Annotated in this window: 16 protein-coding genes; 7 read left to right on the top strand and 9 right to left on the bottom strand. The window is 54.2% G+C overall.

Going from position 1 to position 17,459, the window contains the following annotated elements; all coding sequences use genetic code 11:
• The first annotated feature begins 301 nt into the window (after positions 1-301).
• Positions 302-4,381: a glycosyl hydrolase family 18 protein gene (locus tag ACTHPM_RS20440; protein WP_440421652.1), complete on the top strand. Its 4,080-nt coding sequence runs from the start codon at positions 302-304 to the stop codon at positions 4,379-4,381.
• Positions 4,382-4,462: 81 nt separating this feature from the next.
• On the opposite strand, the gene ACTHPM_RS20435 is transcribed toward ACTHPM_RS20440, so the two are convergent.
• On the bottom strand, positions 4,463-4,762 hold the full coding sequence (locus ACTHPM_RS20435) for an MGMT family protein (RefSeq protein ID WP_440396937.1): 300 nt from the start codon (positions 4,760-4,762) through the stop codon (positions 4,463-4,465).
• A gap of 235 nt (positions 4,763-4,997) precedes the next feature.
• On the opposite strand from ACTHPM_RS20435, the gene ACTHPM_RS20430 reads away from it, so the two are divergent.
• Entirely contained in the window at positions 4,998-6,596 is a 1,599-nt protein-coding gene (locus tag ACTHPM_RS20430) for an ATP-binding protein (RefSeq protein WP_440396938.1), read from the top strand.
• A 73-nt stretch (positions 6,597-6,669) separates the two neighbouring features.
• On the opposite strand, the gene ACTHPM_RS20425 is transcribed toward ACTHPM_RS20430, so the two are convergent.
• The 5 genes from ACTHPM_RS20425 to ACTHPM_RS20405 form a co-directional block, all read right to left on the bottom strand.
• Complete coding sequence (locus tag ACTHPM_RS20425) at positions 6,670-7,233, bottom strand: hypothetical protein (protein WP_440421650.1); 564 nt, start codon at positions 7,231-7,233, stop codon at positions 6,670-6,672.
• Positions 7,234-7,240: 7 nt separating this feature from the next.
• On the bottom strand, positions 7,241-8,611 hold the full coding sequence (locus ACTHPM_RS20420; protein ID WP_440396940.1) for an ABC transporter permease: 1,371 nt from the start codon (positions 8,609-8,611) through the stop codon (positions 7,241-7,243).
• Complete coding sequence (locus ACTHPM_RS20415; RefSeq protein WP_440396941.1) at positions 8,589-9,482, bottom strand: ABC transporter ATP-binding protein; 894 nt, start codon at positions 9,480-9,482, stop codon at positions 8,589-8,591. Before ACTHPM_RS20415 ends, ACTHPM_RS20420 begins: the two co-directional genes overlap by 23 nt.
• A 91-nt stretch (positions 9,483-9,573) precedes the next feature.
• The gene (locus tag ACTHPM_RS20410; protein ID WP_440396942.1) at positions 9,574-10,803 is read right to left on the bottom strand and encodes a HAMP domain-containing sensor histidine kinase; all 1,230 of its coding nucleotides are present in this window, start codon (positions 10,801-10,803) and stop codon (positions 9,574-9,576) included.
• A complete protein-coding gene (locus ACTHPM_RS20405; protein ID WP_440396943.1) occupies positions 10,791-11,465 on the bottom strand; it encodes a response regulator transcription factor in 675 nt (224 codons plus the stop codon). Before ACTHPM_RS20405 ends, ACTHPM_RS20410 begins: the two co-directional genes overlap by 13 nt.
• Before the next feature lie 171 nt (positions 11,466-11,636).
• Between ACTHPM_RS20405 and ACTHPM_RS20400 the strand changes: the two genes are divergently transcribed.
• Together ACTHPM_RS20400 and ACTHPM_RS20395 are read left to right on the top strand one after the other, a co-directional pair.
• The gene (locus ACTHPM_RS20400; RefSeq protein ID WP_440396944.1) at positions 11,637-11,936 is read left to right on the top strand and encodes a hypothetical protein; all 300 of its coding nucleotides are present in this window, start codon (positions 11,637-11,639) and stop codon (positions 11,934-11,936) included.
• A gap of 28 nt (positions 11,937-11,964) precedes the next feature.
• The gene (locus ACTHPM_RS20395) at positions 11,965-12,828 is read left to right on the top strand and encodes a hypothetical protein (RefSeq protein WP_440396945.1); all 864 of its coding nucleotides are present in this window, start codon (positions 11,965-11,967) and stop codon (positions 12,826-12,828) included.
• 22 nt (positions 12,829-12,850) lie between these two features.
• Here the strand turns inward: ACTHPM_RS20395 and ACTHPM_RS20390 are convergent, their stop codons facing one another.
• Positions 12,851-13,660, bottom strand: coding sequence for a DUF6597 domain-containing transcriptional factor (locus tag ACTHPM_RS20390; protein WP_440396946.1), 810 nt, complete (start codon positions 13,658-13,660; stop codon positions 12,851-12,853).
• Positions 13,661-13,858: 198 nt separating this feature from the next.
• Between ACTHPM_RS20390 and ACTHPM_RS20385 the strand changes: the two genes are divergently transcribed.
• The 3 genes from ACTHPM_RS20385 to ACTHPM_RS20375 all read left to right on the top strand — a co-directional run bounded on the left by ACTHPM_RS20385 (position 13,859) and on the right by ACTHPM_RS20375 (position 15,321).
• Positions 13,859-14,314: an SRPBCC family protein gene (locus ACTHPM_RS20385; RefSeq protein WP_440396947.1), complete on the top strand. Its 456-nt coding sequence runs from the start codon at positions 13,859-13,861 to the stop codon at positions 14,312-14,314.
• Positions 14,315-14,557: 243 nt separating this feature from the next.
• Positions 14,558-14,986, top strand: a complete 429-nt coding sequence (locus ACTHPM_RS20380) for a DUF4257 domain-containing protein (RefSeq protein ID WP_440396948.1) — start codon at positions 14,558-14,560, stop codon at positions 14,984-14,986.
• Positions 14,983-15,321, top strand: a complete 339-nt coding sequence (locus tag ACTHPM_RS20375) for a hypothetical protein (RefSeq protein WP_440396949.1) — start codon at positions 14,983-14,985, stop codon at positions 15,319-15,321. Before ACTHPM_RS20380 ends, ACTHPM_RS20375 begins: the two co-directional genes overlap by 4 nt.
• Positions 15,322-15,348: 27 nt before the next feature.
• Here ACTHPM_RS20375 and ACTHPM_RS20370 read toward each other — a convergent pair whose 3' ends face one another.
• Positions 15,349-16,431 (bottom strand): helix-turn-helix transcriptional regulator, encoded by a 1,083-nt coding sequence (locus ACTHPM_RS20370; protein WP_440396950.1) that lies wholly within the window; start codon positions 16,429-16,431, stop codon positions 15,349-15,351.
• Positions 16,432-16,514: 83 nt separating this feature from the next.
• Positions 16,515-17,351, bottom strand: coding sequence for an AraC family transcriptional regulator (locus ACTHPM_RS20365; RefSeq protein WP_440396951.1), 837 nt, complete (start codon positions 17,349-17,351; stop codon positions 16,515-16,517).
• Positions 17,352-17,459: the final 108 nt, after the last annotated feature.

Raw genomic sequence — 17,459 nt, 5'->3', positions numbered from 1 at the left:
CTGCGCCATGCCTAAAAAGATACAAATCAATGAAATAAGATACTTATCCTGAAACCGATTTTCCTGAACGGTAAGGGATGCTATGCTGTAGGAAAATTCGAGGAATCATTAAGTCCGGCTGCTTTATGGCCGGGTTTAATAGCAATGCATACGCCAAATTCATCAGACAAGGGGAGGTGAAGGGCTGCATTCCTATGTATAAAGGGCGTATAGCGGCAAATCTGATAGATTGGGGTGTGTTATGAAAGCGCTTCAGAAGAGTTTGCTATGGAAGTGCTGTATGTATTTCGTGTGCGCAGCCATGATGTTTTCTTCATACGCGTTTGCCGGACAGGCATCAGCCAGCGCCTCCGATATCCGGGGACACTGGGCGGAGCAGCTGCTGTCCGACTGGCAGGATCAAGGTCTGCTGAAGGGTTACCCTGACGGCTCCCTGAAGCCGGATCGGGCCCTGACACGAGCAGAGCTGATGGCATTCATTAACCGGTACTTTCATTTTACCGGTTCGAAGAACATCACGTTTCCCGATGTAAAGCCTGGACAGTGGCAGCATGCGGAAGCGGCCAGAGCACTGGAAGCAGGGTATATCTCCGGCTATTCGGACGGCAGCATCCATCCGGACCAGATCGTAACCCGGGAAGAGGCGGCCGTCATGCTGGCCAAGGTTCTGAAGGCTGGAACGGTTAATGACACCGGACTCAGCAACTTCAAGGATGCCGGAAGCATCGCCGCCTGGAGCAGGCAGGCGCTTGCTTATCTGCTGGAGCAGGGCAAGCTCGGCGGTTATGAGGATGGCAGCCTGAGACCGAAATCTCCGCTTACGCGGGCGGAAGGCGCCGCGCTGATCAGTCGTCTGCCTGTTGCACAGGCAAAGGTTTCCTACGATAAGGCGGGCACCTATGGCCCGGCGCTCGGCATGGATATGATCGAAGGCGATGCGGCTATCACGGCATCCGGTGTAACGCTGCAAAATATAATGTTCCATGGAAATCTGCTTCTGGATAAAGGCGTCACCTCCGGTACCATCACGCTCAAAAACGTAAAGGTAGAAGGTTCGCTCATCATCAAGGCATCCGGCGTGGTGCTGGACATCAGCGGCGGCTCGCTCGGCACCGTCGTCATCGATGGAGCGGGTAACATACTGCAGCTTGGCGCCGATGCCGGCATATCCAGCCTTGTGTTGAACGCGAAGGCCCAAATGAAGGGCAAGGGCATCATCCAAAAAGCTACCGTTAATGAAGGGGCAAAGGGTTCCTCCTTCGAGACGGCGCCGGTGAGCAAGGAAGGACCGCAGGCCGGCTCGATCAGCACGGGCGGTTCGAGTCCGGGCAGCAGCGGAGGGACGGGTGGAAGCGCCGGCGGAAGCAGCTCTGGAGGCGGATCGGGCTCCGGCGGTGAGAACGGCGGAGGCGTCGACACAACCGTACCGCAGGCTCCCGTCGTAACAGGCGTGTCGAACGGCAGGCTGTACCATACCGGCGTGCTTCCGAATTGGACGGATGCGCCAGGTACGACAACGAGCGCAACGCTGAATAATGCAGCCTATGTGAAGGGAAGCGGCATTATCGAGGCGGGGAGCTATACGCTGATCGTTACGGCCGTCCAGAAGTCGAGCGGCAAGAAAGCGAGCACCACTGTCAACTTCACGATGGAGCCGCACAAGAAGCTGATCGGCTATGTGGCGGGCTGGAGCAATTGGTCGGATGCCCATCCGGTGGATGCTTCCAAGCTGACTCATATCAATTATGCCTTTACACATATCAAGGACGACCAAATCATTCCGATTGCAGGGCAGAATGATGATGCCAACTATGCTTATCTCCGCGGATTGAAATCCCAGAATCCGAACCTGAAAATTCTGAACTCGGTCGGCGGCTGGGCGGCGAACGGATTTTCGGATGCGGCACTGACGGACCAATCCCGCCAGGTATTTGCCGAGAGCATTATCGACTACGTGAAGAAATACAATCTCGACGGCATCGACCTGGATTGGGAATACCCAACTCAAACCGCGGGAGATACCACAGGAAGAAAGGAAGATAAGGAAAATTTCACGAAGCTGCTCAAGCTGATCCGCGAAAAGCTGAACGCGCTGGGCCTGGAAAACAACAAATATTACGAGCTTACGATTGCGGCCGGAGCCGGATGGGGCTATCTGGAAGGCGTGGAGATTGACAAAATCACCCCTCTGCTCGATAACATCAACGTGATGACCTATGATTTCGCGGGCGGATGGGTGCCGAATACGGCGCATCACACCCATTTGTACGGCAAGAACATCAGCACCGATTTAAGCGTGCAGGTCCTGCTGCAAAGCAAAGTTCCCGCGCACAAAATCGTCATTGGTGCCGCCTTCTACAGCCATAAGTGGACGGATGTGAAGGCAGGCGACGGGCCGGTCGTAGGAAGGGAAGCCAGGGGAAGCGGTGACACACCGACATACACAGACATTCTTGCCAACTATAATGCGGATTCGGCCTTTGTCCGTCATTGGGACGAGGATGCAAAGGCGCCTTACCTGTTCGATGGCAGCACGTTCCTGTCCTATGACGATCCGCAGTCTATGGCAGAGAAGGCGAAATACGTACTGGATCAAAACTTAGGCGGGGCAATGTTCTGGGAGTATAGCCAGGACGCATCGGGAAGCCTGCTGACCGCTCTCGCGGACGGGCTCAAAGGCTTGCCATATGACGAAGAATTGGACGCAGTTCCTGCCATGCCTCGGATTTCGGTGCAGGACGGCGGCGAATATGAAGCCGGCTTTGCACCGGAGTGGAGCGATGCCCCGGGAACGGCCAGCACGGCCCAGCTGAACGGCAGGCCATATGTCAAGGGAACGGCAATCAAGGGACCGGGCAAATATGTCCTTACAGTAACCACGGTTCACGGGAAAAGCCTGAAAACGGCAACGGCGCATATTCCTTTTGCCATTGTAGGGCCGAAGGCCATCGCCTACGTACCGGGCTGGGTCGATTGGTCGGACGCCAAACCGATTGATGCCTCCAAGCTGACCCATATCAATTATGCGTTCACTCATGTCAAAGACAATCAAATCCTTCCGATGGACCAGAATGATGATGCAAATTATGCCTATCTGCAAAGCCTCAGATCGAAGAATCCGGATCTGAAAATTTTGAACTCGGTAGGCGGCTGGGGAGCGGACGGCTTCTCCGATGCCGCATTCTCGGAGGAAAGCCGCGAGACGTTCGCGAACAGCATCATCGATTACGTGAAGAAGCATGATTTGGACGGCATCGACTTGGATTGGGAGTACCCTTCCCAAAGCGCGGACGGCGTCATGGTAGCGAGACCCGAGGACAAAGAGAATTTTTCGCTGCTCTTGAAGCTGATCCGCGAGAAGCTGGATCTGCTGGGCGCCGAACAGCACCGCTACTACGAGCTGACGATTGCCGCCGGCGCGACGCAGACGTATTTGAACGGGGTCGAAATCGAAGAAGTAATCAAGTACGTCGATAACATCAATTTGATGACTTACGATTTTGCCGGAGGATGGAGCCCTAATACGGAGCATCATACGAATCTATATGGCGGAAGCATCAGCGTCGATTCCTCGGTGCAGCTGTATTTGAAGAATAACGTTCCAGCCGATCAGATCGTGATCGGGGCGGCCTTTTACGGCCATAAATGGACGGATGTGAAGGCAGCCGGCAACGGCGGGTTCGGCCAGGCGGCGACGGGCACACCGGAAACGCCGACCTATAATGATATCATGGCGAATTACGGCGCCGCCCAAGGCTTTACCCGGTATTGGGATGACACCGCGAAAGCCCCGTATCTGTTCGATGGCAGCGTCTTTATTTCCTATGACGACGAGCAATCCGTATCAGAAAAGGCGAAATACGTGCTGGATCAGAAGCTGGGAGGCGCCATGTTCTGGGAATACAGCCAGGATGCGTCGGGTGCTTTGCTTGCGGCGCTGGCGAACGGTTTGAAGGGCATGGCCTTTGTCGCCCCCGAATCGGCAAGACCGCAAGCAATCGTGCCGGATGCGCCGGTACTCAGCGGCGTGAAGGACGGGGACGAGTACGCTCCGGGCCTTGTGCCGGGCTGGGAAGATGCAGCCGGTACGGTGAGCAGTGCTCAATTAAACGGAGCGGAATACGTGAAGGGATCGCCGATCACGGCGCCGGGCGCATATACGCTTGTGATCACGGCGATTCATGCCAAGAGTCACGAAACGGCCGTCACAACGGTGCGTTTTACGATCAAGGAAGCGGCGCAAATGGCGAATCCGCCGGAGCTATCCGACGAACCGGCTTCCGCGCCGGGTGAAGCGTCCTCACCTGATGAGGAAACCGTACCGCCAGAGGGAACTCTGTTAGACACCAGTCTTACCAGTACCAATCACGGCATCATGTAAAGCAGACGTGCAGATACGATGAGTATCTGCACGTCTCCTTCTGTTTCTATGAATACTGCGGATCGATGCCTTTGTACTGAACTATATTCCATATACCGATAGGTCGATCCGGCCGTCGCGGATAAATTCCACACCCTCGTCCTCGAGGAGGGACCGCTGCAAAAAACGCGATTCATCGTCGGTAAGGGCGATTTCGCCTTTCGCATTCACCACCCGATGCCAGGGAAGCTGGTATTTAGCGCTCATGGAGTGGAGAATTCGGACGACCTGCCTTGCAGCGCGGGGACTTCCGGCGGCAGCCGCAACACCTCCGTAAGTCATCACTTTGCCCGCAGGAATGGCTTGGATTTGTTCGATGACGGACTTCGTAAATGGCTGCATGGCGACTCCTGTTCCGGGACCAACCGGTTTGGGGCGCGTCCCTTTTTTGAATAATCCCAGTGTAGCATAGAACCGCATACAGACGTATGCGGATGGTATAAAATGTTATAGTGAATGATTATTCATTGGATGTTATGATAGGGGAGACCCTACATCATATAAATGCTTGCAGTTTTAGCCCGCTTTCGATACAAAGCTGTGAATGAATATAGTATAGAAAAATGAGGTATGCAGTATGGAAGGGCCATTATATCAAGTGGATACTGCAGAAGCGATCGCGGTGTCCAATCAGTATTGCAGGCAAGCGGGAATGAGGCCGGACGAGCTTCCCATGTTCATCCGGCGATATGACCATTCTGAGCTGGCGGAGAAGCGGCTCAAGTATAAGGAATACATAGAAGTGATCCATTTGTTTATCACTCAATTCCTCTCCTCGATCTCGGGAAGCCCGATTACGGTTGCCATGACCGATGACTCGGGATATGTCCTCGAATTTGCAGGGGACCCGACCATTATCGAGACCGTCAGACAATTGGGGATTGAGGAAGGCGTCCAGTTCAACCGCGATGCGGGCACCAACTCCATTGATTTATGCCTGAGGCATGGCCGTCCTTTTCAGTTGATCGGGGAAGATCACTACCATGTGATCCACCACGGTCTTGCCTGCTATACGGCTGGATTCCACAACGATGGAGGGGAGGTGCTCGGCACGCTCTCCCTCATGACAGACATTCGCTTTGCCCACCCGCATCTGCTTGCTCTCCTATGCACGATGGCTGATTCCGTGGAACGGGAACTGCTGCTTCGCAGACAAAACACGCAATTGCAAATCCTGAACCAGTTCCTGCTGGATACGAACTTTTACGGAGTGGTCATTACCGACGGCACAGGCAGCATTCTGGAGATGAACGAACGCTGCCGATTCATGCTGGAGCTGGATGCCCATACGGTGTATGAGCAGACCTCCGTATACGAAATCGGCCTGATCGGGGCCTACTTCCAGCGGGCGATCAAACGGCTCGAAGAATGCATGGGCGTGGAGCTGTGCGTGGAGCTGAAGGACGGAGAGCATTATTACATGCTCGATGTGCTGCCGGTCTTTGACGCCTCCCGTTCCATTGTCCGTGCGGTGGGAAGCCTTCGCGACATCACGGAAATGAAGAAGACAGAAGAAATGCTGCGCAATACCGAAAAGCTGGTGTTCGCCGGACAAATTGCGGTGGGAATCGCCCATGAAATTCGCAACCCGCTGACAACGGTGAAAGGGATGCTCCAATTATCGGGGAAAGAGGCCTGTTTGCGGCATTATGACCTCATCATGTCGGAGCTTGAGCGGATGAACCTGATCGTAAGCGAGTTTCTGATACTGGGCAAGCCTCAGGCCGTTCACTTCCGCCAGGAACGCTGTCTGCCGATCCTCGAGGAGGTGCTGCATCTGTTCGAGATTCAGGCGGCATTAAGCTGCATTACGCTGGATTGCAGGAATGACGGTGATCATGTGATTCGCTGCGACCGCAATCAGATTAAGCAGGTATTCATGAATATTTTGAAAAATGCGGTGGAAGCTATGCCTTTTGGCGGCTGCGTACATATCCTGCTCGATACGGAGGGCGCCTACCAGTTAATCCGGTTCACGGATACCGGAGTAGGGATGACGGACGACGTGCTGCAGCGGATCGGAGAGCCGTTTCATACGACCAAAGCCGAAGGCCACGGCCTCGGCATGATGATCGTCAAGAAAATTATCGAAGCGCATAAAGGACGGCTGGTCATCGCCAGCGAGCCGAACCAGGGGACGACGGTGGATATTTACCTGCCGATCGGGCAAGCCTGATGCGCAGCAAAAGGGCATCCGGGAAGGTCTAAGCGACCTCCGGATGCCCTTTTTTATGGATCGAATGCAGCTTTTATCGCCGCCGCTGAAGCTCTTTAACTCCAAGGGTAAGCAGCAGAAGCACGATACCGCCGGCCAGAAGCCAGTATTTCTCGTTAAAGCTGCCGTTCCCAAGCGAGAACAGGTAGAAATGCCCTACGTATTTGCTGCCTGTGAACATGTTGGCCAGGTAGTAGGCCAAGGGCAGCATATACCCGATCGTGAGCTGGTCGCTTAGGCCGTAGGCGGCATAGCCGAGGCTTCCCAGGAAAAAGGCGGTTGCGAAGGTCCCCCCAATGTACCGGGCGGCGGGAAAATGGCTGTCCATCATCTGCATCCATGCGGCCATGCCCCATATCAGAACCAGCACAGTCACCAAAGCGAGCAGCAGCCGGATCAGCTGGACGCCGGTTTGGGGCGTCGTTTTGGAATGCATCAGATCGCGGATGTCCCGGTTCTGCTCGGGCATGAACAATGGGGTCATCAGGATGATCCCCGTCAATGCGGCGAACTTCTCCAGCACCACCGCGGAAGCGGGGGCGTCCAAATGACGAATGCCGGCGAAGAGCGGAATGATGCCGATCCAGACCGCGGCCATGAGCGCATTATTCAGCCACGCGAGTTTTAGGTTGAATTTTAGTAAATGCAAATATTTGTGCAAGCTTGCGCCAGGCATTCAGCTTCCCCCTTCTTTTCAGCATCACCACGCAGACGGTCATCAGGACCAAGGCGAGAGCGAGCGCCGTATACCCCAGACGGTTCACAAGCAGCGTATTCCAGTGCTCCAGATACACCTGCACATTGCCGACGGTATTATGACGGAGAATGAGCTGCGCGCCGTAGCCGCCGTCCATGATGAAGCGTGCCGAGTTCAGGCTGATGAACCACCACAAGCCCTGAACGACAATCGCAATCGGCGTATCGGTCAGCTCGGTCAGGAACATGCCGACCGCGGTAGACACCATGAGCGTCGGCAGCAGCCAGGCTGCAATATACTTAACAAAAGCGAAGTGGTCGATGGCCATGCCGTGATCCCCCGCGTATCCCATGAGCTGGATTAGCGGATGCAGGGAGAGAAGAAGCACCGGTATGATCATCATAACAATCAGCGCCAAGTAGCGTGCGCCAACCAGGGCAAAGGATGAAATCCTGCGGGTATAGATGAGCTCCTGTATTCCGGCACGGCGGTCCCTCATCATGAAGAATACCGTGACGAAGACGGGCAAAAAGGCCAGCATGATGCCCATGTAATCGGAGAAAAGGCGTGCGTAAGCGCCGGTGATCCGGTCCTCAATGATGAAATCGTTATACTCCGCAAGCTTCTCCTCGTAGGTGACCGGCGAACGCCCATAAGAATCGATCATATGCTCCAGGCTGTAGTTCGCGCTGTTGCCGGTCAGCTTCTCCACCCCTTCCATGATTTCTTTGAACCTTTCGTAAGTCACCTTCACGGGAAAGGAGAAGCTGCCGGGACGGCCCAGCTGCAAAGGCATGCCGTTCGCTGCGGCCTTCTTGGCAGCGTCGCTGAAGCTTTGCTGCAGCTGCTCCATCGTGGAGCCCGTGATCTCCGTGAGTGCGTCAGCAACCTTGGCCTGCCCTGACGGATCCAGCTTCACGGCTTTGAAGAAGCCGAGCGGATAGCTCGCATAACGGTTGTCTGTATATTCCAAATACAGCGACTGCACGGCCCCGGGCATAATCGTGGCGGGGTTCTCCGCCGTTTTCTCCCCATAGCTGCTTTGGCCCGGAAGCGGTTTGGTAAAAGGGCTCGCCGGGGGAGGGGAGGAAATGCCGTTCATGGCATCCACGGGCTGCTGGGCCGCTGGTTTATTCCCGGGATTCGCGTTTCGGATATCATCCGGAACCTGGCTTCCCATCTGGGTGGCATAGAACAGAACGAGGATCAAGACGAAGAGCAGGTAAGTGACGCTTTTGAGCAGCAGCCGGCATTCCTTAAGCCATAATTGAACGAACATCGCTTGCTCCTCCCATCATGAGCATGTACGCGTCCTCAATCGTAGGCTCGGCCAATGCAGCGCCGGGATACGGCTGGCGGTCCGCGAGCAGCCTCACCGTCACCTCGCTGCCAAGCGTCAGCATGCCGGTCACGGTATAGGCCGCTTTGACCCGCTCCAGCTCCTGCTTGGTGACGCCCACGGTGTATACTTTGCCGGCAGCCTGAGCCGTAAGCTCCTGCGCCGTCCCGGCGTATTTCAGCCGGCCCTGGTCGAGCACGGCGATCCGTTCGCAGGTCGCCTCGATGTCGCCGACGATGTGCGTCGACAGAATGACGATCCGGTCCTCCGCCAGCTCGCTGAGCAGATTGCGGAACCGGATGCGTTCCTCGGGGTCGAGTCCGGCTGTCGGCTCGTCAACGATGAGCACCTGCGGATCATGCAGAATCGCCTGGGCGATGCCGAGCCTCCGCTTCATGCCGCCGGACAGCGCCTTGAATTTCATCTTGTGCCGATCCTCCAGATTGACCTGCCGGAGCAGCTGCGGTATCCGCTCGCGGCGGATGCTGGCAGGCAGGCCGGATAAGGTGCCGAGATAGTCCATGGCACTGTAGACGGTCATGTTCGGGTACACGGCAAAATCCTGCGGAAGGTAGCCGACGCACCTCCGGATCTCCTTGGCTTGTTCGATGGGGATGCCGCAGACGGTAACATTACCGCTGTTTTTCATGTGCAGGGTCGCGAGCGTCTTCATCAGCGTCGTCTTGCCGGCGCCGTTGCGGCCCAGCAGGCCGAACATGCCGGTTCCGATGTCGAAATTGATATCGTTAAGCGCCTGCTTTTTTCCATAGCTTTTATAAAGATGGCGAATATGGATTTCCGGGTTCATCATAAAACACTCTCCTTGTCAGATGGCTTCATCCATAGAAACAGCAGGATGCTTGGCCTTATTGCTGTACAAGAAGAGTGTAGGGGATAAATATCTACGGTTTATCAACTTTGGCGTTAAAGCTTGCGCTTACCCTTGCGCCTCCGTTCTCCCCGTTGGATATCCGAAGAGCGCCACCGTGGCGCTCGCACAGCGTTTTGGCGATATTCAGGCCGAGACCGAAATGGACATCGCCGCCGGGCCGGGATTGGGTATAGAAGGGACGTGTTGCAAGCGCAAGCGCTTCTTGGCTGAAGCCGGGGCCGTCGTCGGACACGGTCAGGACCAGCTCATTGTGCATCTGGCCGCAGGTGACGGTCACGTGGCTTTGAGCGTAACGGAAGGCATTCGCAAGCAGATTCTCGGCCGCGCGGAATACGATCGTATCATCAAAAGAGAGGGAGCGCGCTTCTATCCGGTTGTGCAGCGTATATGTTTTACCGGCCTCCTTGGCCAGCATGTCGGTCTGCGCAGCCAGTTGGCCCGCAAATGCATCGGTGTTCCGGGGCTCCGCACAAACCTCCGTATCCTCGAGCTGCTGCAGCGTATTCATCGAGTCGACGTAGGTTTCGAGCCGCTGAACATGATCGGACATAAAGCGCAGCGTGGATACCAGCTTGTCCGGCTCGATCCGGCCTTCGGGAACGTATTTGGAGAGCAGGTCCGTGTATCCCTTCAGCACCGTCACCGGCGTGCGCAAATCATGGGCGAAGGCGGCATTCAGCCGTTTCCGCTCCTCCATCATCCGCCACATGGCCTGCTGACTGCTCTGAAGCTCAGACCGCATTTGCTCGAAGGAATCCACGAGCCTTCCCATCTCGTCTTTCTTATCGTAATGAATGGAGAAATCGAGATTGTTCGCAGAAATCTGGTTCGCCCCGTCGTTCAGCAGCCCGATCGGCTTCTTCAGCTTCAGCTTATAGAAAATCGCGGCCGCCGCCGTCACCGACCCGACAAAGAAGAGGAGCGGCAGCAGCAGGTTGAGTACCGAGATGATCTTCAGCGTGGCGGCTTCCTCCGAATTCCCCGGCTGCATATATCCGATGGCGATGATGGGAAGCGTCCCGTCCGGCGCGTCCGCAGGCGGCTGGATGTAACCCTGCAGCTGCGCATTGGTAACCATTTGTTCGTATATCGGATTCTGAATTTTCTCCAGAATCTGGATCGATATGAAGCTCAGCATAAGGGCAACCAGCAGGGAAAGGATGGTTAGCAGGATAAAAGATTTTTGGAGCGACATATTTTTGAAGAGGCCAGGGATGGGTCTGACGTTTACTTTACCCATTTGTATCCCACCCCCCAGACCGTCTCGATGAAGGTATGACCGGAGCAGCGCGCGAGCTTGGCGCGGATGCGCCGGACATGCTCGGTGACAACGCTGCTGTCGCCTTCGCTGTCATAGCCCCACAGCTTTTCGTAGATGCGTTCCCTGTCGAAGATTTGCCCGGCATGCTTCGATAGCAGCTCGACGATCTCGAATTCTTTTTTGGCGAGGGGGATGGGCTCTTCCTTGCAATATAGACAGCGTTCTCCGTAGTCAATGACGAGCTCGCCCGAGAATTTGGCGTTCGTCCTGCGGCTGCTGCGCTGCTCGCGCCTCAAATGCGCCGCCACACGCGCGCCGAGCTCCTCGATACTGAAGGGCTTGACGATATAATCATCGCCGCCGACGCGAAATCCGCTCAGCTTGTCCGCTTCTTCTACGCGCGCGGTCAGAAATACGATCGGGCAGGACACGTGACTGCGGATGGCGGCGCATACTTCCAGTCCGTCCACGTCCGGCATTTGAATGTCGAGCAGGATGAGATCCGGATTCCCTGAGGCCTGCTTCAGCGCTTCCTCTCCGTTTGTTGCGGTCAGCACCCGGTATCCGTTCAGCTCGAAATAATCCTTCAGCAGCGTGACGATCCCCGGTTCGTCGTCCACGATCAGCAGTGTTTCGTTCATGGTCAGCATTCCTTTTCTTTGGGCTGGCAGTGTACAATGTCCCGTCAACTCCAGTATTCCACAAGTTTACATGAGGATAGCAGAAGCTTATCAACTTTTTATCAACAATCCGGACGTTCAATAGGTTAAAATGGAAGTAAATGTTAGATGTACAGGAGAAAGGGGATGGACATGCGAACGAAACATCACATTGACCCGCTCAGCGGGCTCGCTTTGTTCATGGGAATGCTCTGCTGTCTATTCGTTTTCATTATTCCGTTTCAAATTCAGGGAGAGCGATTTCCTTATAGCGACTTCGTGCTTGTGCTGCTGACCGTCGCCTCCTTTTCCGTTGCGTTATCCGGGCTGATCCGCAGACCGGCTAAGACAGGGGTGCTGCGGATCGCGCTGGCTTTGTCCCTGTCTCTGCCGCTGTTTTGGCTGCTGGTGGTGCTGTGGGTGCTGGGTGTGGCGTTTGGAGTGATCGGATAAATATCGAGAGGGTTGGAGGAAAAGGCCTTTGTATAATGAAAAAGGTTTCAAAAGCAATTTCGGCAAATATTCGGTTCCCAAAGCGCTGCAGGAATTGTCCGTTATCGATCAGCGTTTGAAGGAAGAGGGGCGCAATCTGGATGATGGGCTTTTCTTTTATCTCGTGCATGAAGAGGAATACCGGTACTTTAATACCCCATGCGATGTAGTGGTGTTCGGCAATATCGGTGCGGATGGCATCCATTACGGTTTGCTGACGGACTTCGGCATGGTCCACACTCTGGACGAGGCGCCTGTCGTATGCGTAACTCCTATGGATTTTGACTGCCCGGTGAGGATCATTGCAGAGAATCTTGAGCATTTTCTGTCCGTCAATATGAATGATTCCGCGCTTTTTTATAACCATTTCCGGACCGAAGGTGAGTACGACGAATTTGTTCACCGTGAGATCATAGGATATGATGGGCTGCCTTACCGTCCGAACGAAGAGGATGAACGTCGCCGGGAGGCGATTCAGCAGCAGGTGAGAGAGCGGATCAAGCTGCCGCACATCGGGCTCCCCTACAGGTACGTGCAGGAGCAGCAGGCCAAACGGGACCGGCAAGCCTGGATTCGAACACGAGCCCTTCTCCATGTGCTTCGGCCGCCAGGGCAGGATGAAGCTCCATATACAGGCGAGTTGTTTCCAATCAGGGAGGACGGCATCATCGATACAGGCGCAGTCGGCCGCTTTCTGGAGCATGCGGATGCACCGGCGATCCAGGCTCTGGTGCGGGATATTCAGATGCATGCCCTGTCCGGAATGACGGACTTGCAGGACTTGCTGCTGCCAGCGCTGGAACGCATCGGTCTATACGACGAAGCAGAGCGTCTGCGGCTTTCTATGGAATAACATAACGGTTGCGGGCTCCGGCCTACCCCCTCTCCACCGACCTCCGGTATTCCTCCGGCGTACAGCCGACGACCGCCTTGAAGTCCTTGATGAAATGCGGCTGGTCATGGTAGCCGAGCTCCAGGGACAGGCGGGAGAGATCGACGGGGAGGCGAAGGTCCATCGTTTCGGCGGCATTTTGCAGGCGGTACAGGCGGATCACCCATTTCGGGCTGATGCCGACATACTGGTCAAACAGGCGCTGAAGCTTGCGGATATGTATACCGAAATGCTCGCAGACCTGGTCTACCTTGGACAATTCGCGCTCGCCAGCGATATGGTCGATGATACGGTTGATGAAGACGACCTGTTCATCCTGCGGCGGCAGCTTGGCCAGCAGCAGCCGGTCCATGGCGTCCGCCATTTCCCGGTCCGTATCCAGGGAGAGGATCATATCCTCAAGCTCCGGGCCCTCAAGGTCGAGCATTTCCGCGATCCCGAGCGGATGCCCGACAAGGGCAGAGACCGGCCGGTTCAGGAACGGATAGAAGCCGCCGGGCTTGAATTTGACGCCGAATACCAGGCCTTTGCCGTGGATCGGATAAGAGAATTTTTGGGTGGACGGACCATAAATCAAGGTTTTTTGAGGCTCCACGATTAGATTGACGCAGGGGTTGGGCACGACGTGCTGGAGATAAGGCTCCGTATCCGTACGGTCCCAGCTGACAATCCAGTAATGCTTGACGAAGAAGCTCAAAGCTTCCGCGGCCGCCAGGCGGGTAAGCCTGAATTTCTTCTCCCCGCCCTGCAAATTCAGTACGCCCATGCTGGGCCTCGGCAATCCGGCCGGCATAGAATCACGCTCCCTCGCATTGGAAAATTTACTCTTAATTATATTATAACAGAACTTACGTTCCTGTCGCGTTTTTACAATACACCGGTTTCCATTCGGGATATCATGAATTTAGCATATGTTTCCTGTTGAAGGACAAGCCGATACAGGCAAACCCATGGCGAGCAAATAAAGAAAATCAAAGGAGCGTGCAAACCTATGAGTCAGAATTTGAAATACGAGTTTTATATCGGGGCAACACCGGATAAGGTTTGGGATTTGCTGGTGGCACCGGAGGGAACGAAGCAGACCTTTTTCAACTGTGTGCTGCAGTCGAGCTTCAAAGCCGGGGAACCTTTTGCTTACGTAGGACCGGGTAATGACGGCGATGAGACGGTGCATGTTTACGGAGACATGCTCGCGTATGAGCCGGGCAAGCTGCTGAGCTATCTTGAGCATCCGGGCCCGTCCTATCATGCCAATCACCAAGAGCTGACTTCCCGGGTAACGTTCACGCTCGATACAGTAGGCCAATGCACAAAGCTCACGCTTGTAAACGATCAGTGGTCGGATAACCATCCCTCATTCCAAAATGCCGAAGGGCACTGGTGGATGATCCTGAGCAACATCAAGACGGTAGCGGAAACGGGAAATACGCTGGATTTTGGCTGGTAAAAAAAGCCTTCACTTCAATAAGAGAGCCCCGCACAAGAGAGACTGCATCCGCAGCCTCTCTTTTTGTGCTATGCATTCCTAACGAAATGGACGAAGGCTGCCAAAAAAAGTCCGCAAGTTGCGCCGAACCCTTGCATAAAATAGCAAAACGATGCCTTACAAAAATGCCACCATATCTTCACAAGCGGAAATCACTTATTCGGTTTGCCTTACATATTAGATAGTATATGGGGGAATCCAATCATGCACTGGACTGATTTCCTGGTGATCATCGCGTCGGGTTCTTTTGGCGGTCTCCTGTCGAGCTTGTACATGCATGACGGCTCCCTGATCCTTCCGAAAGTCATTGAGCTGGAGTTCAGCGACGGATCAAGGAGAAAAAACTATCATATCGGTTTCCTGTCGGATATGATCCTCGGGGCCGGCGCCGGCCTGATTGCGGTTCTTCCCATTGGGCTTGAGTTTCCGAAGTACATCTATGTGGCGATCATTGCGGGGTTCGGCGGCGGCAGCTTTATTGCGAAACAAGCCAAGCTGACCGCGGAAGAGAAAGTATCCTCACAGGATAAGCTGCCGACGATCGTGGCGGCGAGCGTTCCGGACACGGATGCTTCGGATGAAGTGACGTTTGAGCTTGCGATTTCAGACAACAAAGGAGAGAAACGGACATGACGCTTGGGAAGATCACGCTGACGAATGACGAAATCCATGAGTACAACAAGCTGAAGGAGAAGATCAGAGAAGCTAGAACCAGAATGGAAATTTCGCTGTACACGAAACGGGCGGAGGATATTCTTGAAAAGGGCCGGCTGCGTTACATCAGCAAATTGGAAAAGAACAACGGGCCGCAGGTGAAGGGTCTGCAGCAGCCGAAAAGCAAGCCGGGCGACAAGAAAGTGAAGCTGTCCGCCTATACAGCCGCAAGCCATGGCAGCCATGCGCTTCCTCAGCATGTCAAACGTTCCCCCATCTTGACCAAATTGGCCAAATCCAATTCGGGCAGATAGGGGCCTTTTTTTGCCGCAATACTTCGTTCAATATCCTCTGGTTTTACTTATAAGCTCCATATACTGTGTATCGCCATATCCTATGGCCGGGAAGAGAGCGAATAGCCTTTGGACCAATTCCGGCGTGGATACATCTTTATGCCTGGAAATATATTTGACGACTGCATTATCATCCTTCAGCATATCCAAGTAAATGCCGATGGCCTGATACAGGACCGGAAACAGCTCCGTGGAAGGTTTCTGGTGATGGACCAGCACATCCTTGTATACCGCGTCGTAGCTGCCTAATTGAAGCTCGGTTTCGCTTACCTTGAATTCATCCTCCCTGAAGCTGTTTAAGAACACTTTGCCCTTGTATCCGGACTGCTCAAGATAGGCAAGTAACGTAAGCAGATTCATTTGGCAAAACATGTCCTCGCCAAACCATAGAACGATGCATTCATGTTTTTTATGGAACAGAGGGGCTAAGGGGTCTATAACCTTTTGGATATAACTTTCTTCTGAAACATGATGTCCCGCTGCACGTGCACGGATAAACTCTCCATCAAAAATCCGTTCCGCAGCCGCGTGTACACACATCGCTTCATTGAACGGCGCGTAGTCCGAGTCTCCCATCAGTTTATTGTTCTTAAATTCATCGTACAGGGACTGGCCGTTTAAAATATGGAGGACATTCCCATCAAACAGCTCCGACTTTTCATTTTGCAGCCGCCGAACCTGCGCCTCATTGGATATATTCATTCTGCACCACTCCTCGTCCTTGTGGATCGTGATTTTGACAAATGATTGTACAGGCATGCTGCGAAGCTGAAATTCTCCCGGACTGATACCGAAAACCGTTTTAAAGGCTCTGCTGTATGCTTCTTGTGATGAATAATCGTAGTCGAAGGCAACGTCGATGATCTTCCTGCCTTTTGCCAAATCCTCCGTCGATAAATACAGCCTTCTAAGAAGGATATAGCGCCTGATGCTTATGCCTGTGGCTTGGTGAAACTTGAAAGAACAATAATAGGGGGAGTATCCCATTTCGCTCGACAGCTCGTCTAAAGAAAATTCGTTTCGCAAATGGTCTTCGATCCAATCGATCATTCGCTGAATATGCTCATCCATCCGTCACACCCCCCATCCCATGATAAGTGAGATCCGATGCTTTCTTTTGATATTTCTTGTGTTTTGTCAACATCAATCCGATGTTACATCCGCGCTTCCCTGTATTGCCTCGGGGACGAGCCCATGACCTTTTTGAACATTTTCGAAAATAAAAAGGGATCGTTATAACCTACGGAACGCGAAATGTCGCTGACGGACAGCTCCGGATTGCCCAGCAGATCGGCGGCGCGGTTCATCCGGTATTCGAGCAGGAAGGTTTGCAGCGAAACGCCGAATTTGTCCTTGAAAAGACCGGACAAGTACGTGCGGTCCAGACCGACCGAACGGGCGATATCCAGGACGGAGAGCCGCTGGCTGTAGCTGCTTTCAATGTGTTCGATCGATCTGCGGATGTAGCCTTCCCGGGAAGGCTGCGGTCTCTGGTAGCTTCCGCCCGGTTCCGGGGAGCAGGAGATCAGGTCGGCAAGGATGCGGTACAATATGCTCTGGCTGAGCACGTCGCTGCCGCGGGCGTCGCGGGCCGAGTTCAACTCTTCATAGAATCGTCCGAAGCAGCTTCCGGCGTTACCCGTGTATACGGGATGTCCCACAGTAATATGCGCGCGCTGCAGCAGCGGCTTGGCATTCATCCCTTTGAAGCCGATCCAGGAATACGTCCAAGGGTCGGACTCGTCGGCGCTGTAATGGACAAGCGCGTCCGGCATAATGACGAAGCCCTGCCCGGGCCCAAGCTCATAAACCGTTTCACCGGTACGGAATACGCCGCGCCCGCGATGAATGTAGTGCAGAATATAGGCATCGCGCAGACCCGGTCCCCAGGTATGGCCCGGCAGGCATTCCTCCAGGCCATAGAAAAGCGGGTTCAAGTCCATTTGGCCCTGCAAAGCGGGCATGGCATAGTCAACGTTCATTTGCGCCATACGGGACAACTCCTTTTTAGCAGCTTATATTTGCTTCATATTATAACAGGTGAAAGGGCATAATTTCCGCTTGAAAGCGGATACGGATATGGGATTATGACATGTATT

It is taken from the genome of Paenibacillus sp. SAFN-054, assembly GCF_051966755.1.
In the GTDB taxonomy this organism is placed as follows: domain Bacteria; phylum Bacillota; class Bacilli; order Paenibacillales; family Paenibacillaceae; genus Paenibacillus_AQ.
This window is presented reverse-complemented; position numbering and strand designations above follow the sequence as displayed.

Excerpts from the sequence above, each read along its gene's own strand:
- ACTHPM_RS20435 (WP_440396937.1), bottom strand. The coding sequence starts at position 4,762 with ATGCAGCCATTTACGAAGTCCGTCATCGAACAAATCCAAGCCATTCCT.
- ACTHPM_RS20385 (WP_440396947.1), top strand. The coding sequence starts at position 13,859 with ATGAGTCAGAATTTGAAATACGAGTTTTATATCGGGGCAACACCGGAT.
- ACTHPM_RS20425 (WP_440421650.1), bottom strand. The coding sequence starts at position 7,233 with ATGGCCGCGGTCTGGATCGGCATCATTCCGCTCTTCGCCGGCATTCGT.
- ACTHPM_RS20380 (WP_440396948.1), top strand. The coding sequence starts at position 14,558 with ATGCACTGGACTGATTTCCTGGTGATCATCGCGTCGGGTTCTTTTGGC.
- ACTHPM_RS20375 (WP_440396949.1), top strand. The coding sequence starts at position 14,983 with ATGACGCTTGGGAAGATCACGCTGACGAATGACGAAATCCATGAGTAC.
- ACTHPM_RS20370 (WP_440396950.1), bottom strand. The coding sequence starts at position 16,431 with ATGGATGAGCATATTCAGCGAATGATCGATTGGATCGAAGACCATTTG.
- ACTHPM_RS20410 (WP_440396942.1), bottom strand. The coding sequence starts at position 10,803 with ATGGGTAAAGTAAACGTCAGACCCATCCCTGGCCTCTTCAAAAATATG.
- ACTHPM_RS20390 (WP_440396946.1), bottom strand. The coding sequence starts at position 13,660 with ATGCCGGCCGGATTGCCGAGGCCCAGCATGGGCGTACTGAATTTGCAG.
- ACTHPM_RS20405 (WP_440396943.1), bottom strand. The coding sequence starts at position 11,465 with ATGAACGAAACACTGCTGATCGTGGACGACGAACCGGGGATCGTCACG.
- ACTHPM_RS20440 (WP_440421652.1), top strand. The coding sequence starts at position 302 with ATGATGTTTTCTTCATACGCGTTTGCCGGACAGGCATCAGCCAGCGCC.
- ACTHPM_RS20365 (WP_440396951.1), bottom strand. The coding sequence starts at position 17,351 with ATGGCGCAAATGAACGTTGACTATGCCATGCCCGCTTTGCAGGGCCAA.
- ACTHPM_RS20415 (WP_440396941.1), bottom strand. The coding sequence starts at position 9,482 with ATGATGAACCCGGAAATCCATATTCGCCATCTTTATAAAAGCTATGGA.
- ACTHPM_RS20420 (WP_440396940.1), bottom strand. The coding sequence starts at position 8,611 with ATGTTCGTTCAATTATGGCTTAAGGAATGCCGGCTGCTGCTCAAAAGC.
- ACTHPM_RS20430 (WP_440396938.1), top strand. The coding sequence starts at position 4,998 with ATGGAAGGGCCATTATATCAAGTGGATACTGCAGAAGCGATCGCGGTG.
- ACTHPM_RS20400 (WP_440396944.1), top strand. The coding sequence starts at position 11,637 with ATGCGAACGAAACATCACATTGACCCGCTCAGCGGGCTCGCTTTGTTC.